This window comes from Comamonas terrigena NBRC 13299 (genome assembly GCF_006740045.1).
GTDB classification, from domain to species: domain Bacteria; phylum Pseudomonadota; class Gammaproteobacteria; order Burkholderiales; family Burkholderiaceae_C; genus Comamonas; species Comamonas terrigena.
On record NZ_AP019749.1, the window covers coordinates 2835217 to 2850442 of the forward strand.

The window sequence follows — 15226 nt, forward strand, 5'->3', positions numbered from 1 at the left end:
TTGAATTGCTCCAAACTGGCTATTTTCCACCAGCCGCAATAACGGCACAGTGATGGCTTCGCGGGCGCTGCCCGCTGTACCCGCCGTCAAGCGCCATGTACCTTCCCACGCAATTCACCGAACCTCGAACCGAGGAGCTTCACCGCATCGTGCGCGACAACGCGCTGGGCATGCTGGTGACCCACACCGCCAGCGGCCTGGAGGCAAACCACCTGCCCTTTCTGCTGGACACCAGTGGCGGCGGCGCCGGTGTGCTGCTGGCCCATGTGGCGCGGGCCAACCCGCTCTGGCAGGAGGTCCGCGATGGGGAGCAGGTGCTGGTGGTGTTTCGGGGGGTGCAAGGCTACATCTCCCCCAACTGGTATCCCGGCAAACAGGAAACCCACCGGCGCGTGCCCACATGGAACTATGAGGTGGTGCACGCCCACGGCACCATCCACGTCCGCGACGACGAGAAGTTCGTGCGGGGCGTGGTTGGCCGCCTGACGCGGCAGCACGAGGCCGACCAGTCCGTGCCCTGGAAGATGGGGGACGCACCGTCGGACTACATGGCGCAGCAGCTGCAGCGCATCGTGGGCATCGAGATCCGGCTGAGCAAACTGGAATGCAAGCGCAAGCTCAACCAGCACCACCAGGTGCAGGACCGCGAAGGCGCCATGCGGGGACTGGAGTCCGTGGGCAACCATGGCCTGGCGCAGGCCATGCAAAACACCGCGCCCCCGCCATGAAGGCCCTGCACCTGCCTGACCCGCCTGGTGGCGACCAGGGCCGCCGCACCCATGCACCGGACGGAGGGTGAGATGTACAGCGCCACCTTCACCTTCGCCCCGGGCAACTACGACGACGCGTTCCACCGGCTCGACGCCATCATCGCCGACGTGGCCAGGGGTATCCCGGGCTATCTGGGCGAGGAAGCGTGGGAGAGCCCTGCGACAGGCCTGGTCTCCACGGTCTACTACTGGGAAAGCCTGCAAGCCTTGCAGCAGCTCATGCAGCACCCTGCCCACCTGGCCGCCAAGCAGCAGCAGGCGCAGTGGATCAAGGGCTACCACGTTGTCATCGCCCAGGTGCTTCGCGCCCATGGCGACGGCGGCATTGCCCACCCGCTTTCAGCGGCAGCTGGGGCAGCTGGGGCAGCTACCGAGGTCCCCTCGCACCATCCTTGAACCATCCGCCATGTCGTTGCTGGCTTTTCTTTTCGCCGCCCTGGTGCTGGCCATCACGCCGGGCCCGGGAATCGCCGATGTCGTTGCCCGCACCGTGGCCGGCGGCCGCCCGGAAGGGTTGGCCTCCTGCCTGGGCACGGCGCTGGGCGGCCTGGTCCATGTACTGGCCGCGGCGTGGGGACTGTCCTTGCTCATCGCCCAATCCGCGTGGGCATCCACCCTGGTCAAGTACGTCGGCGCCGCCTACCTAAGCTATCTGGGCGTGCGCATGCTGGTGCGCCACAGCCCGGCGGGTGCGCTGATCGACTTCGATATCGGCGTGCGGGAAGAGGTGCTGGATCCCGCCCATCTGTACAGCTGAGGCTACTGGCTCAAGCATGCATGCCGCTGCATCCAGGGGGCCGCTCTGGCGCAGCGGTTTCCGGCATTCCGGCCCTCCCCCCGCTATTGCCAAGGCCCTCAACGGCGACTCTGCACGAGTGCTGCAGGGCTACGCCGCGCGCATCGCCGGTGCGCAGGACCAGCACACCCTGCGGCGGCTGCAGAAAGAGGCGGCCCGCAAGCTGGTATGGGCCACCCATGTGCTGCGCTCCGTCTCAGACGGCTATTGGCAGGAGACTCTGGAGGACTACGCCAGCCACTTTGCCAGCCTGTGTCCCGGCAAGGCAGAAGAGCTCGCGTTTTTTCTGGAACATGCCCGCAACCCCTGGGCGCCGGGCAATGTGTTCAATGCAAAGCTACTGCAGTTCACCGGCTGGATGCAGCACACCCAGCGCGCGCAGGCGTGCGCTTAGGGGCGGTCCATCGCCAGGGCCATCGGGCCGGGAGCTGGCGCTCCACCACCTGTCCACGGCGTCAGTCCCCGCCTGCCTCGGGGTTGGCCTGGTACAGGATCCAGCCGGCAACGTTCGACGCACCACCGGGCCGGTCCTTGGGATGCACCCGGCCTTCGCTCACCGGCACCTTGTCAAAGTCAAAGGGGCTCATGCCTTCGATGCAGGCCACATTGATGCCGTACTGGTCCGGCGAAGAGCGGCGCTGGTGGAAGGTATAGATGCCGCAGCGGGAGCAGAAATAGTGCTTGGCCTCCCCGGTGTTGAACTGGTACAGCGTGAGCGCATCCCGCCCTTGGGTCACGGTGAGGTCGCTCAGATTGGCGGACACCGCCACAGCACCGCGCATGCGGCAATACGAGCAGTTGCATCGGCGGACCGTGCGCAGGCCATCGGTCAAACGCAGGGAAAAGCGCACCGTCCCACAGTGGCACGCAGCCTGGTAGACGGGGCGTTCATCGGCATGGTTGTCGGTCATGCCGGCCATTGTCGCCGGGTTGCCCGCGTACGGCCAGGCGGCCGGTGCCCCCCTGCGACAGAGCACCTGCGGCCGCGCCTTTCCCGTTCCGCTCAGAGCCGGTGCACGCGCTTTTGCAGCTCGGCCTGGCGGGCCTCTTGCGCGTCATAGGCGGCCTGTGCCGCGGCCACCGCATCCATGTTCTGCTCGGCCCAGTGCGCCAGCGCGGCCACGGTTTCCGTCAAGGTGGCCCCCAGGGCCGTCAGCGCGTATTCGACGGTGACGGGCTTGGTGGCATACACCGTGCGGGTGACCAGGCCATCGCGCTCCAGCTTGCGCAGGGTCTGGGTCAGCACTTTCTGCGTGATCTGCTTGATCTCGCGTTTGAGTCCATTGAAGCGCTGCGGGCCGGTTTCCAGGCGGTCCAGGATCAGCAGCGCCCACTTGTCCGCCAGACGCTCCAGTACCTGGCGGGTCGGGCATTTGTCTTCGTAGACGTTGTAGGCATAGCGGCCTGCATGCAGCCGCAGTGCGTCATCGGTCATAGGTTTCCTCCAGGGAATCTGGTGCCCTCCAGGTGCGTTCTTGGGCAAGCACAGACAACGATGAAAAATATACCAAGTATCTGCTGAATACCTTTGACCACCGCCCCAAGACAGCCCGCCACCGACGGGTTTGTATGCCCAGAATCCGGATGTGCGCCCCGCCATGCAAGTGGCGGGCACATGGCGACTGGATGGGCCAGGTTCAAGGGCAGCACTACGGGTGAAGGCCGCGTTGCGCAACGCCGATGGGGCCTTTGAATCGCCATTCTGCAATCTGTCCCATGACCTTTTTTCCCAAAACCGCTGCTTCCCTGATCCTGGGCGCTGCGGCGCTGCTGTCGGCCCCCTGGGCCAGCGCCCAGACGCCCGCTACCGATCCCCATGCCGTCGCCATCGCTTCGGACAGCGAGTTCATTGCCGCCGGCAAGTCCTACTTTGTGGACTTCGGCGACCAGAAATTCCGCCTGGATTTCAAGTCCGCCCGGGAGATGGTGTTCACCTCTCCCGATGGCAAGAACACCGCCAACGTACCCATCACGGTCACGCCGGTGGGTGACGGCGTCTACATGATCTATTGGTCGCGCCGCGCGGGGCAGCACGTGGTCCATGTGGACGACTTCCGCAACGGTGTGGCCTACACCAACATTTTTCTGCCCGATGGCTCTGCATCCCGCCGCAAGGGCAGTCTGGTGCAAATCCCCTGAGCCTGGCACCCCGGCTTGCGCCCGGCGCAGCCGCTTTCCCCAGCCCCATCTTCACCGCCAATCCGCAGGAGGACATATGGCAAAAACTGTAGTGGTCTATTTTTCCGGCTACGGCCACACGCAACGCATCGCTGAAGCCGTAGCACAGGGTGCACAGGCGCAACTGCTGCGCATCGACCCCGAAGGCAACCTCAGCGACGAAGCCTGGGACGCGCTGGCCCAGGCCGACGCCATTGTGCTGGGCGCACCCACCTACATGGGCTCCGCGCCCTGGCAGTTCAAGAAGTTTGCCGATGCCAGTTCCAAGGCGTGGTTCACCCGCGCCTGGCAGGACAAGGTCTTCGGAGGCTTTTCCGTGAGCGCCAGCCTCAACGGCGACAAGCAGGTGACCTTGATCGGCATGCAGACACTGGCCTCCCAGCATGGCGGCATCTGGGTCAGCCTGGGCGTGCCTCCTTCCAACACCCTGGCGGCCACCCGCAACGATGTGAACAACCTGGGAGGCTCCGTGGGCCTGCTGGTGCAAGCGCCGTCGGATGCCGACGCAGCCGCCATTCCCGACGGGGACATCGCCACGGCACGCGGCTACGGGGTACGGGTGTCCCAGGTGGCGCAGCGGTTCAACCCGGGCGCTTGAGGCAGGCGGTCTGCGGGCGTGCGCAAGCCTTTTTTATTTGCGCCGGGCTGTTGACAGGTCGCTGCCAATCCGCAGAATCGCCACCCTTTTGACGATGGGAAGCCGTTCATGCAGAGGATTGTGATTTTGGGAAATGCAGGCAGCGGCAAATCCACACTGGCCCGCGCCCTGGGCGCGCGCCTGGGCCTGCCGGTGGTGCACCTGGACACCCTGTTCTGGGAGCCGGGCTGGGTGGAGGCCGATGCCGAGGTCTTCCGCGAACGGGTGCGCCACGCAGTGGCGCCCGATGCCTGGGTCTGCGAGGGCAACTACGCCCGCCGCACCTTCGATCTGCGCCTGCCCCGCGCCGATCTGGTCATCTGGCTGGACACCCCGCGTTGGACCTGCCTGCGCCGCGTGATTGCGCGCAGCTTCAGCAAGCGCCCCCGCACCGACCTGGCCGCCGGCTGCCAGGAGCAGCACAACCGCGCGTTCCTGACGTTTCTGAAATACGTCTGGCACTATGACAACGCCAACCGCCCGGGCATCGAAGCCATGCGCCTGGCCAAGGGCCCCCAGGTGCCGGTGGTGCACCTGCGCGGCAACCGGCAGGTGGCTGCGTTCCTGAATGGGCTGCCAGTGGCGGTGACACCTGCGGCCTGCTGACTTTGATGTGACCGCAGAGCCCACCGCCACTCCCTGGCATGGAGAGCATGAAGCTCCAGCCACTGCGGTCGTCTGCCATGTCTGCAATGTTGGGAGAAAGGTGAAGGCTGCAGACGGCCCGAAGCTGACCTAGGGCCCCGCGCGCCCAGTCCGCCCGGCCCGCGTGCGGTGGCAGCCGCGCATGGGCGCATGGGAAATAGAATCCCAAGATGCAAGAAACGGATTGGCTGGAACCCTGGACATCAACCACTGGCGCGAGGGACAGCTACCTGCGCACGTTCGCCGAGCAGCTGGCGCGCGAAACGAGTCCGGGCCATGCACTGCACGGGGTTCCCGTCCAGCTCATCGGCCGCGGCAATGGCGACGACGCGCTGTTTGCGTTGCTGGACGGTACCGGCCGGGTGGCCCTGGTCCACCTGGTCTGGCAAGGGCAGCAAACACCGCCATGGCCAGCAACCGCCATCTTTGCCAGCCTGGAAGCCTGGCGAACGGAACACATGATTCCGGAGAGCCGCGAGTGGCTGGAGTAGAAGAACGTGGGAGCGATTGCGTTGAAGCGATGGCATTGGAGCGATGGGTATGAGCAGCGTGGTGGAAAAGAGCAAGTTTTTGAGCCTGGTCCTTCGCCATGCACCAGAGACCATCGGGCTGGCATTGGACAGTGCGGGGTGGGCGCAGGTTGACGATCTTCTGGAACGCGCGAATGCCCACGGCATGGCACTCGACCGCGCATCGCTGAGCCAGATTGTGGCCGGCAGCGACAAACAGCGGTTTGCCTTCAGCGACGACGGGGAACGCATTCGCGCCAACCAAGGCCACTCCGTTCCAGTGCAGCTTGCGCTGCCGCCCCAGGAGCCACCAAGTCGCCTGTTTCATGGCACTGCATCACGGTTCCTGGAGTCCATTCGCCGCACGGGCCTGCAGCCGATGCAGCGGCAACATGTGCACCTGTCGACCAACGCGCAGACGGCAGAAACCGTAGGCCGACGCCACGGCAAGCCCTGCGTGCTGTGGGTGGACGCGCGGGCACTGCATGCCAGCGGGCAGGTGTTCTTGCGCGCCGAGAATGGCGTCTGGCTCACCACAGCGGTCCCACCAGAGTTCATCGGCTTTCCCTCCGACGCGGTGTGACCGCCACCGCAGCGCGGGCAGGAACGGCCGCCCTGGAGGATGGCCTGGCTCGGGCGCCCAAAAAAGCGGCCACTGAGGCCGCTATCTGTTTCCTGTTTCCTGTGCCTCTGCAGTCCGAGGCCACGCCCTCTAGAGCGTGTGATGAACTTCCCGTCGAAGCCAATATCTGAGCCGCGGCCGGTCGCATGAGCACTGCAAGACCCAAAAGTGCAAGCCACCCAGAACCTGTGGCAGCCGCTCCCGCCTTGCGGCCCGTCTGCAGATACGCTCTCCAGTCGCGGAACCTGCCCCTGCCCTCCTCAGCCCCGCCCCATGGCGTAGAACTCTTTGTTGGGACGCATGCTGGTGACATTTGCCAGGCGGTTGGACATGCCGAAGAACGCCGACACGCCGGCGATGTCCCAGATGTCGTCCTCGGTGAAACCGTGCTGCTTCAGAGCGTCGAAATCCGCTTCACCGACCAGGTGCGCCGTGGCCGACACCTTCATGGCGAAATCCAGCATCGCCTTCTGGCGGTCCGTGATGTCGGCCTTGCGATAGTTGGTAGCGACCTGATCGGCAATCAAAGGGTTCTTCGCGCGGATGCGCAAGATGGCCCCATGGGCGATCACGCAATACTGGCACTGGTTCACCGCGCTGGTGGCCACCACGATCATTTCGCGCTCGGCCTTGCTCAGGTTGCCGGGGCGTTCCATCAGCGCATCGTGGTAGGCAAAGAAGGCGCGGAACTCGTCGGGGCGGTAGGCCAGGGTGAGAAAGACGTTGGGAATGAACCCTGATTTCTCCTGCACCGCCACCAGCCGCTCGCGGATGTCTTCGGGCATCTCTTCCAGCAGGGGCACAGGAAAGCGGCTGATGGCGCCAGCATGGGTTGGGGTCATGGCTTGTCTCCGGTTGTAGTCAGGCGTTGAGGGGGAACGGGTCAGCGGTTCACATCAACAACGATGCGGCCCTTGACCCGCCCTTGCAGGAGTTCCGTCGCCAGCGGAATCACCTCGGTCAAAGGCACCTCGCGGCCGATGGTGCCCAGTTGCTTCAGATCCAGGTCCATCGCAAGCCGCGACCACGCTTCGAGCCGGTCGGCTGTGGGCCGCATGACGCTGTCGATGCCCGCCAGCGTCACGCCCCGCAGAATGAAAGGCGCCACCGTGGACGGGAAGTCCATGCCGGCGGCAAGCCCGCAGGCCGTCACCACGCCGCCGTAGCGGGTGGTGGCGCACAGATTGGCAAGGGTGTGGCTGCCCACCACGTCCACCGCCCCGGCCCAGCGCTCCTTGCCCAGCGGCTTGCCGGGTTGCGAAAACTGCGCGCGTGGCAGCACCTCTTTGGCCCCCAGGCCGACCAGGTAGTCGGTTTCATCGGTGCGCCCGGTCACCGCCACCACGGCATAGCCCAGCTGGGACAGGATGGCGATGGCCACGCTGCCCACGCCGCCGGCGGCCCCGGTCACCACAATCTCGCCATCGCCGGGTTTCACACCGTGGCGCTCCAGGGCCATGACACAGAGCATGGCCGTGTAGCCCGCCGTGCCCAGGGACATGGCCTGCTGGGGAGTGAAACCGGCGGGCAAAGGAATCAGCCAGTCCCCATTCAGGCGCGCCATCTGCGCCAGGCCGCCCCAGTGGGTTTCACCCACCCCCCAGCCGTTGAGCAAGACCCAGTCTCCCTGCTTGAAAGCGGTATGGGACGAATGCTCCACCTGACCCACCAGGTCCACCCCCGGCACCATGGGGAACTTGCGCACCACGGGCCCCTGGCCGGTGATGGCGAGCGCATCCTTGTAGTTGATCGTCGAATGGGAGACGCGCACCAGCACGTCACCCTCCGGCAGCAGCGACTCGTCGATGCGCTGTAGCTTCGCGTGGTAGCCGCCGTCGTCTTTGCCGATCAAGATTCCACTGAACATCGCCACTCCTTCACATTTAGACTGATCGTCTATAAAAAGGCCAAAAAATCAGGCCCTGGGCAGGCCTGCAGCAAAAAAACGGGCAAAGGTGTGCAGCGGCTGGGCACTTCGCTCCAGCTTGGCGCGCAGCACCGCCCCTTCCCATCCAATCCAGAATGCACAGGCCAGCTGGGCCGTATCCGCGCCGGGTGCAAGCTGGCCTTGGGCCTTGGCGGCGTCCAGGCAGGCGGCGGTGCGCCCCTCCCAGTCGCTGAAAACCTCGGTCAGCCGCTCCCGGAAGGACTCGGGCAGGCCGTTCATTTCCTGCCCCAGGTTGCCAATCAGGCAGCCCCGCTTGAAGTCGTACCGCTCCATACCGGCCACGGCATCCGCGACGAAGGCATCCAACCTTGCCAGCGGCACAAGCGCCTCATTGCCAAAGTGGCTGTCCAGCTTGTAGGCAAAGTAGTTGGCGTAGTGTTCAATCAGCGCCAGGCCAAAGGCTTCCTTGCTGGGGAAGTAGTGGTAGAACGAGCCTTTCGGCACCCGCACCCGGGCCAGGATTTCATCGATTCCGGCGGTGGCGAAACCTTTTTCGGTGAGCGTCTCCAGACCTGCACGCAGCAGCAGTTCGCGCGTGTCAACGTCCTCGACCCGGGGCCTTGGCGGCCTGCCGCGCCGCGGTTTCAGGAGTGGGTCGGTGTGCATGCGGCAAATATAGACTGGTTAGTCTATATTTTCAAGTGGCGACGGCCAGCAGCCATCCACCCTGCAAAACGGACCATCGCTTTCGGCCATCAACACCCCGTCTGCAGCCCATACGGCAGGCTCAGTCTGGCCTTGCTGCGCTGACGCTGTTCAGCTGGAGATGCTTGCCCGCAGTGAGCAAGCGGGCCGGATTTCCGCCGAAGGCAATCGTGGCGCGCACGGCCATGTCCAGCAGCGCACCCACGGCCGCATGCATGGCCTGCGGCACGCCCAGGCGCGACAGCGGCCCCGACACGGTCAACGCCCCCTTGAGTTCACCCAGGGCACCAAACACCGGCACCGATGCGGCGCAGGACTCTGCATCGCGTTCGCCATAGGAGGTGGCCCACAGGCGCTCGCGGACCGCCACCATGTCAGGCTGCAACTCGCTCTCGGTGAAGGCCAGCAGCACCTTGCCTGCCGCACCGTGCCGGATGTCGAAGTCTTCCCCCACGCGGATGGAGACCCGCACCGCCCGCGCGGGCTCCACGCGGCTGACCACCAGGCGCCGCTCTGCCGCGCGCACATAGAAGGACGCGGTCTCGTTCAACGCAGCGCTCAGCTCGGCCAGCAAAGGCTCGATCACGGAGTCCACCCGGAACGATCGCTGGTAGATCGCGGCCAGGCGCATGGGTTGGGGGCCCACGGCATACAGACCGTCTTCCAGCTTGCGGATGAAGCCGCCATGCTCCAGCGCCACCAGCAGGCGCAGCACCGTGCTTTTGTACAGCCCCGTGCGCTTGGACAGCTCGGTCAGGGTCAGGCGGTCGTCCGTGGGGCTGAAGGCCCCCAGGATGGAAAACGCTCGGTCGAGCACGGCCACGCCGCTGCTGGATTCAGCGGTGTCCGGTGCGGTCATGGGGGGGTCACTGGGCATGCAAAGGGCTCTGAGTGCAGTTTTCGGGCTGTTCTGCCTAGTAGAACATGATTTCGATTTGATCCAAGATTAGGTACTTACCCTGAATCGATTGGGCTTTCTTGGTTTTATAGTTCTTCTACACAGAACGAAGTTCTATCAGATAGAACAAACAACCAACGCGCTGCACCTTGCAGATGCGCTGGCTGGATTTCAGACAGTTGAAAGTGGAGACAGGAATGTTGCTTGCACCCGGCTACGGCACGGTCATCCCCCGCACGGTGCGGACCCTGGCGCAGCGAATGGCCGCCGTGGTGGCGCTGGCACCGGTACAGACACCGCTGCCCATGGCCCGTGTCCGTGCAGGTACCCGTGTGACCGCGTCACCGGATGCGGTCACCAGCACGCTGAGCCATAGCGCCCCCCGCCTGGCGCAAGCCGACACATGGCGGCTGGGCACGGCGGTGCTGCCGGCCGCCGCAGGAGGGCTGCGCCCATGAGCACCAACTACCTTCCCGTGCGCGCAGACTGGCTGGCCCAGGGGGTGGAAGCCGCCCTGGAGCCGCAGCTGCCCATTGTTGATGCCCACCACCACTTCTACGACCGCCCGGGCTGGTCGTACCTGAAGGACGACTATCTGGCCGATGCCATGTCGGGGCACCATATCCGCGCCTCGGTCTACATGCAGGCGCTGACGCGCTACCGCACCGATGGGCCCGACGCACTTCGGCCGGTGGGCGAGACCGAATTTGTGGTGGCCATCACGCCGGCTGATCCCGTTGATCCCGTTGACCCGGCTCCATCCGCGCAATCCGCCGAACCGCAAATCGCCCAGGCTATCGTGGGATATGCGGATCTGCGCCTGGGCAGTGAAGTGGCGGGCGTGCTGGAGGCGCACCAAATAGCCGGCCAGGGCCGCCTGCGTGGTGTGCGCCACCTGGTCACCTGGGATGCCGACGCCTCCCTGGCCAACCCCTTGACCGCGGCGCCTCCCCACCTGCTGCGGGATGCCAGCTACCGCGCCGGTCTGGCGCAGCTGGCACAGCGCCAGCTGTCGTACGACGCCTGGCTGTTCTGGCCCCAGCTGGCCGAACTGGCCGAGGTGGCCGACGCCTTTCCGGAACTGCCGATCATCGTGAACCACTGCGGCGGCATCGTCCGCATCGGGGCCTATGCGGACCGGGGCCCGGAGGTCTTCCACCACTGGCGCCAGGCCATGCAGGCGCTGGCACGCCGGCCCAATGTGCACGTGAAGCTGGGCGGCCTGGGCATGCGCATCAACGGATTTGGCTTTCACGAAGGCGCCCTGCCCCCCTCTTCCCAGCAGCTGGCAGAGCACTGGGCGCCCTGGATGCGGGCGTGCATCGACCTTTTCGGCCCCGAGCGCTGCATGTTCGAGAGCAATTTCCCCGTGGACAAGGGCTCCTACAGCTTTGTCAACGGATGGAACGCATTCAAAAGGCTGAGCCAGGATTTTTCGCCCGCAGAGCGACAGCAGCTTTTTGAAGGCACGGCAAGCCGCGTGTACGGGCTGGGCCGGTAGCCGCGGCAACTACATCAACGAAGGAGACAAAACCATGGCCATTCTTTCCCGCATTGCAGGGGCGTGCGCGCTCGCCACCCTGGCGCTGGCAGCCCATGCCCAGCCTGCCTACCCCAACCAGCCCATCAAGGTCATCGTGCCGTTTCCGCCAGCGGGTGGGACCGACATCGTGACACGCATGGTGCTGGAAAAAATCCGCCTGTCCACCGGCTGGAACCTGATTGTGGAAAACCGGCCGGGTGCCGGCGGCAACATCGGGCTGGACGGGGTGGCCAAGGCGCAGCCCGACGGCTACACCCTGGGCATGGGCCAGACCGCCAACCTGGCTATCAACCCCTCGCTCTACGCCAAGATGCCGTATGACGCCGCCAAGGCCTTTGCCCCGGTGGCCACGGTGGCCGGGCAGCCGGTGGTGCTGGTGGTCAACAGCAACTCCAAGTACAAGACGCTGGCCGACCTGGTCAGCGCCGCCAAGGCCAAGCCAGAAACGCTGACCATGGCGTCGGCAGGCAACGGCACGGTGGGGCATTTGACGGGCGAGGTCTTCACACGCCAGGCCGGCATCAAGACCCTGCACGTGCCCTACAAGGGCGCAGGCCCTGCCGCCAATGACCTGCTGGGCGGCCAGGTGGATTACTACTTTGCCACGCCGCAGACGGTGCTGGCGTTCCTCAAGGCCGGCAAATTGCGCGCCCTGGCCGTCAGCTCGCAGGCGCGCCTGCCCGCCCTGCCGGACGTACCCACCGTGGCCGAAGGCGGATACAAGGACTTCCAGACCAGCGACTGGAAGATGCTGGTCGCCCCGGCAGGCACCCCGCCCGCCATCCTGACCAAGCTGCAGGCCGAAGTGGCCAAGGCCCTGGCCCGCCCGGACACCATCAGCACCTTGCAGGCCGAAGGCAGCACGCCCATGGGCGGCAGTTCGCAAGAGGCCGCCAAGCTGCTGGCGGCGGAGCAGAAACGCTGGACGGCCGTGGTCCGCGAAAGCAACGCCAAGCTCGACTGAACGCCACGCCATCCAGGAGAACACCATGATCTTCACCCGTGCCCTGGCGGCGGCTGCCACTGTCGCCACCGCCGTCACCACACTGTCCTTGTCTGCAGCGGCCCTTGCCCAGACGCCCGCCTACCCGACCAAGCCCATCACGGTCATCGTCCCCTACTCCGTGGGCGGTACCACCGACATCGTGGCCCGCCTGGTCACCACCCAGCTGGGCAACAGCCTGGGGCAGTCGCTGATCGCCGACAACCGCGTGGGCGGCGGCGGCCAGATCGGCTGGAGTGCGGCAGCGCGCTCGGCCCCGGACGGCTACACCTTGCTGACCACGGAGATGTCCTTCACCATTGCCCCGGGCCTGTTCCCCAAGCTGCCGTTTGATGGGCGCAAGGATTTCGCCCATGTCATCACCGCCGCCGCGGCGCCGCACGTGCTGGTCATCAACCCCAATGTGCCCGCCAAGAACGTGCAAGAGTTTGTGGCATTGGCCAAGGCCAAGCCCGGCAGCATGAACTACGGATCCGGCGGGAACGGCACCAACACCCACCTGGGCGGGGAGCTGTTCAAAAGCGCCGCCGGGGTGGAGCTGGTGCACGTGCCCTACAAGGGCGCCGGCCAGGTGCTGACCGACCTGATGGCAGGCCAGGTGCAGGCGCTGGTGACATCGCTGCCCACGGCGCTGCCGCACATCAAGTCCGGCAAGCTGCGGGCCCTGGTGGTCACCAGCGACACGCGCTCACCGCTGCTGCCCGATGTGCCGTCCGCCAAAGAGGCCAAGCTGCCCAGCTTTGTGATGGATTTCTGGGTGGGCTTTGCGGTGCGCGCAGGCACGCCGGCACCCATCATCGACCAGCTGAACCACGCGATTGCGGCCACCCTCACCTCGGCGGACGGCAAGCGGCGGCTGGCAGAACAAGGACTGACGCCGGTGGCCAACACCCCTGCACAGGCAGGCCAGCTGGCCGCGTCAGAAATGCAACGCTGGGCAGCCGTCATCAAGGCTGCCGGCATCAAGGCGGAATAAGGAACCCCACCATGGCTATCAAACCCCTGCACGGCATCCGCGTGCTGGATCTGACCAACGTACTGGCCGGCCCGTTCGCATGCCATCAGCTCGCCCACATGGGCGCCGATGTCATCAAGGTCGAAGCCTGCCAGGGCGGCGACCTGGCCCGGCAGCTGGGCGCGGACCCGGCGTTGAACCAGGTCCACATGGGGGTCTCCTTTCTGGCCCAGAACCCCGGCAAGCGTTCCATCACGCTGAACCTGAAGCACCCGCAAGGCAAAGAAGCACTGCGGCGCCTGGTGCGCACGGCCGACGTGCTGGTGGAGAACTACCGCCCGGGCGTGATGCAGCGCCTGGAGCTGGGCTATGAAGACCTGCTGAAAGAGAACCCCAAGCTGATCTACTGCGCCATCTCGGGGTTCGGCCAGGACGGGCCCTTGCGGGACCTGCCCGCCTACGACCAGATCATCCAGGGCATGTCCGGCATGATGAGCATCACCGGCGCGCCAGAGAACGCGCCCTACCGCGTGGGCTACCCGGTGGCAGACACCATCGGCGGCATCACCGCGGCCTTTGCCGTGGCCAGTGCCCTGGCCGACCGCCACCGCACCCAGGGGGTGTTCATCGACGTGTCCATGCTGGAAGCGGCCATGGCCACCATGGGCTGGGCCGTCTCCAACCACCTGATCGCCGGGCGCGAACCCCAGCCGCTGGGCAATGACAACGTGACCGCCAGCCCCTCCGGCACATTCCGCACCGGGGACGGGCTGCTGAACATTGCCGCCAACAAGCAGGAACAGTTTGAAGCCGTCTGCCAGGTGCTGGGCCACCCGGAGTGGATTGCCGATGCACGGTTTGCCGCCCGCCAGGGCCGTTTGCAGCACCGCGCACAGCTCAAGGAACTGATCGAAGGCGCGCTGGCCAGCCAACCCGCCAACGCCTGGTGGGCCTTGCTGAATGCGGCAGGGGTCCCCGCCGGACCGGTCTACACCGTGCCCCAGGCGCTGGACATTCCCCAGATTGCCGAGCGCGGAATGATCGGCACGTTCGAGGACGTGCCGGGCGTGGGCCGCGACATCCGGGTGCTGCGCACGGGCTTCAAGCTCAACGGCGAAGCGCCGACCGTGGACACCCCTCCCCCGCAACTGGGCCAGCACACGGCCGACATCCTGGCCGAACTGGGCTATTCCCAGACCGACATTGACACCCTGGTAAAGGAGAAAGTGGTATGAGCACGCAAGACCCCCGCGTCAGCGACTGGTGGCGCACCTCCATCATCGACATGCAACCCGGCGTGATCCGCTACAGCGGCTACGCCATCGAAGACCTGATCGGCCGCGTGAACTTTGCGCAGATGATCTGGCTGATGACTCGGGGTGAGCTGCCCAGCGAAAGCCAGGGCCGGCTGCTGGATGCCGCGCTGATGTCGGCCGTGGACCATGGCCCCCAAGCGCCCAGCATTGCCATTGCCCGCATGGCCACCACCTGCGGCGTGGGCCTGAACAACGCCATGGCCTCGGCCGTGAACGTGCTGGGCGATGTGCACGGCGGCGCCGGCGAACAGGCGGTGGAGATGTACCAGGAGATTGCCGCGCACCAGGCGGCAGGGGCAGACCTGGAGGCTGCCACGCGCCTGGGCCTGGACAGTGCCATCGCGCGCCACGGCAAGTTCGTGTCCGGCTTTGGCCACCGCTTTCACCCCATCGACCCGCGTGCGCCGCGCCTGCTGCAGCTGGTGGACGAAGCCGCCCAGGCCGGTGTGGTGGACGGCAAGTTCGCCGCCATCGGCCGCGCGGTCGAAGCCGAGCTGGCCCGCCGCAAGGACGGCCGCCGCATCCCCATGAACATCGACGGCGCCACCGCCGTCATCTATGCCGAGCTGGGCTTCCCCGCCCCCCTGGCGCGCGGCCTGTTCTGCCTGTCACGGTCGGTCGGCATCCTTTCCCACGCCTGGGAACAGACCGGACAAGGCGGCCGCAACAAAGGCCCTATCCCGCGCGAATATCTGTGGACCTATGAAGGGCCACAGCCGAGGGCTGTGCCCTGAGTTTTGGGCAGGACCAAGCCAATGGAG

General features: G+C 65.9%; 20 protein-coding genes and 1 pseudogene. 15 read left to right on the forward strand and 6 right to left on the reverse strand.

Translation table 11 applies throughout. From position 1 onward, the window contains the following. Window positions 1-95: 95 nt before the first annotated feature. From CT3_RS12775 to CT3_RS12790, 4 genes and pseudogenes are all read left to right on the forward strand, one after another. Entirely contained in the window at window positions 96-728 is a 633-nt protein-coding gene (locus CT3_RS12775) for an FMN-binding negative transcriptional regulator (protein WP_066533073.1), read from the forward strand. A 72-nt stretch (window positions 729-800) separates the two neighbouring features. Further along, on the forward strand, window positions 801-1166 hold the full coding sequence (locus CT3_RS12780) for an antibiotic biosynthesis monooxygenase family protein (RefSeq protein ID WP_066533357.1): 366 nt from the start codon (window positions 801-803) through the stop codon (window positions 1164-1166). A gap of 10 nt (window positions 1167-1176) precedes the next feature. Further along, window positions 1177-1506: pseudogene (locus CT3_RS12785) on the forward strand (LysE family translocator); the annotation flags it as partial. 37 nt (window positions 1507-1543) lie between these two features. Then, on the forward strand, window positions 1544-1960 hold the full coding sequence (locus CT3_RS12790; protein ID WP_127446232.1) for a hypothetical protein: 417 nt from the start codon (window positions 1544-1546) through the stop codon (window positions 1958-1960). Window positions 1961-2021: 61 nt separating this feature from the next. On the opposite strand, the gene CT3_RS12795 is transcribed toward CT3_RS12790, so the two are convergent. Next, window positions 2022-2477, reverse strand: coding sequence for a GFA family protein (locus tag CT3_RS12795; protein ID WP_066533359.1), 456 nt, complete (start codon window positions 2475-2477; stop codon window positions 2022-2024). Between the two features lie 92 nt (window positions 2478-2569). Continuing rightward, on the reverse strand, window positions 2570-3001 hold the full coding sequence (locus CT3_RS12800; protein ID WP_066533078.1) for a winged helix-turn-helix transcriptional regulator: 432 nt from the start codon (window positions 2999-3001) through the stop codon (window positions 2570-2572). Between the two features lie 281 nt (window positions 3002-3282). Between CT3_RS12800 and CT3_RS12805 the strand changes: the two genes are divergently transcribed. The 5 genes from CT3_RS12805 (at window position 3283) to CT3_RS12825 (ending at window position 6118) form a co-directional block, all read left to right on the forward strand. After that, complete coding sequence (locus CT3_RS12805; protein ID WP_066533080.1) at window positions 3283-3705, forward strand: MoaF-related domain-containing protein; 423 nt, start codon at window positions 3283-3285, stop codon at window positions 3703-3705. Between the two features lie 76 nt (window positions 3706-3781). Beyond that, window positions 3782-4342 (forward strand): flavodoxin family protein, encoded by a 561-nt coding sequence (locus tag CT3_RS12810; RefSeq protein ID WP_066533081.1) that lies wholly within the window; start codon window positions 3782-3784, stop codon window positions 4340-4342. A gap of 120 nt (window positions 4343-4462) precedes the next feature. Beyond that, window positions 4463-4987, forward strand: a complete 525-nt coding sequence (locus CT3_RS12815; protein WP_218568109.1) for a P-loop NTPase family protein — start codon at window positions 4463-4465, stop codon at window positions 4985-4987. Window positions 4988-5196: 209 nt separating this feature from the next. Next, a complete protein-coding gene (locus CT3_RS12820; protein ID WP_066533087.1) occupies window positions 5197-5517 on the forward strand; it encodes a hypothetical protein in 321 nt (106 codons plus the stop codon). Window positions 5518-5566: 49 nt separating this feature from the next. Continuing rightward, the gene (locus CT3_RS12825) at window positions 5567-6118 is read left to right on the forward strand and encodes an RNA 2'-phosphotransferase (protein WP_066533089.1); all 552 of its coding nucleotides are present in this window, start codon (window positions 5567-5569) and stop codon (window positions 6116-6118) included. A 299-nt stretch (window positions 6119-6417) separates the two neighbouring features. On the opposite strand, the gene CT3_RS12830 is transcribed toward CT3_RS12825, so the two are convergent. From CT3_RS12830 to CT3_RS12845, 4 genes are all read right to left on the reverse strand, one after another. Next, window positions 6418-6999 carry a peroxidase-related enzyme gene (locus tag CT3_RS12830; protein WP_066533094.1) on the reverse strand — a complete coding sequence of 194 codons (582 nt, stop codon included), beginning with the start codon at window positions 6997-6999 and terminating at the stop codon, window positions 6418-6420. A 41-nt stretch (window positions 7000-7040) separates the two neighbouring features. Next, window positions 7041-8024 carry an acrylyl-CoA reductase (NADPH) gene (gene acuI, locus CT3_RS12835; protein WP_066533096.1) on the reverse strand — a complete coding sequence of 328 codons (984 nt, stop codon included), beginning with the start codon at window positions 8022-8024 and terminating at the stop codon, window positions 7041-7043. A gap of 48 nt (window positions 8025-8072) precedes the next feature. Then, window positions 8073-8711 carry an acrylate utilization transcriptional regulator AcuR gene (gene acuR, locus CT3_RS12840; protein WP_066533101.1) on the reverse strand — a complete coding sequence of 213 codons (639 nt, stop codon included), beginning with the start codon at window positions 8709-8711 and terminating at the stop codon, window positions 8073-8075. A gap of 121 nt (window positions 8712-8832) precedes the next feature. Next, window positions 8833-9627 (reverse strand): IclR family transcriptional regulator, encoded by a 795-nt coding sequence (locus CT3_RS12845; protein ID WP_083520214.1) that lies wholly within the window; start codon window positions 9625-9627, stop codon window positions 8833-8835. A gap of 218 nt (window positions 9628-9845) precedes the next feature. On the opposite strand from CT3_RS12845, the gene CT3_RS12850 reads away from it, so the two are divergent. The 6 genes from CT3_RS12850 to CT3_RS12875 are packed head-to-tail and all read left to right on the forward strand — an operon-like array spanning window position 9846 to window position 15199. Continuing rightward, a complete protein-coding gene (locus tag CT3_RS12850; RefSeq protein ID WP_066533105.1) occupies window positions 9846-10106 on the forward strand; it encodes a hypothetical protein in 261 nt (86 codons plus the stop codon). Beyond that, window positions 10052-11149 carry an amidohydrolase family protein gene (locus tag CT3_RS12855; RefSeq protein ID WP_083520215.1) on the forward strand — a complete coding sequence of 366 codons (1098 nt, stop codon included), beginning with the start codon at window positions 10052-10054 and terminating at the stop codon, window positions 11147-11149. The genes CT3_RS12850 and CT3_RS12855 overlap by 55 nt, the downstream gene beginning before the upstream one ends. Window positions 11150-11183: 34 nt before the next feature. Next, a complete protein-coding gene (locus CT3_RS12860; protein WP_066533360.1) occupies window positions 11184-12155 on the forward strand; it encodes a Bug family tripartite tricarboxylate transporter substrate binding protein in 972 nt (323 codons plus the stop codon). Between the two features lie 25 nt (window positions 12156-12180). Then, entirely contained in the window at window positions 12181-13170 is a 990-nt protein-coding gene (locus CT3_RS12865; protein ID WP_066533111.1) for a Bug family tripartite tricarboxylate transporter substrate binding protein, read from the forward strand. An 11-nt stretch (window positions 13171-13181) separates the two neighbouring features. Next, window positions 13182-14384 carry a CaiB/BaiF CoA transferase family protein gene (locus CT3_RS12870; RefSeq protein ID WP_066533112.1) on the forward strand — a complete coding sequence of 401 codons (1203 nt, stop codon included), beginning with the start codon at window positions 13182-13184 and terminating at the stop codon, window positions 14382-14384. Next, window positions 14381-15199: a citryl-CoA lyase gene (locus CT3_RS12875; RefSeq protein ID WP_066533113.1), complete on the forward strand. Its 819-nt coding sequence runs from the start codon at window positions 14381-14383 to the stop codon at window positions 15197-15199. Before CT3_RS12870 ends, CT3_RS12875 begins: the two co-directional genes overlap by 4 nt. Window positions 15200-15226: the final 27 nt, after the last annotated feature.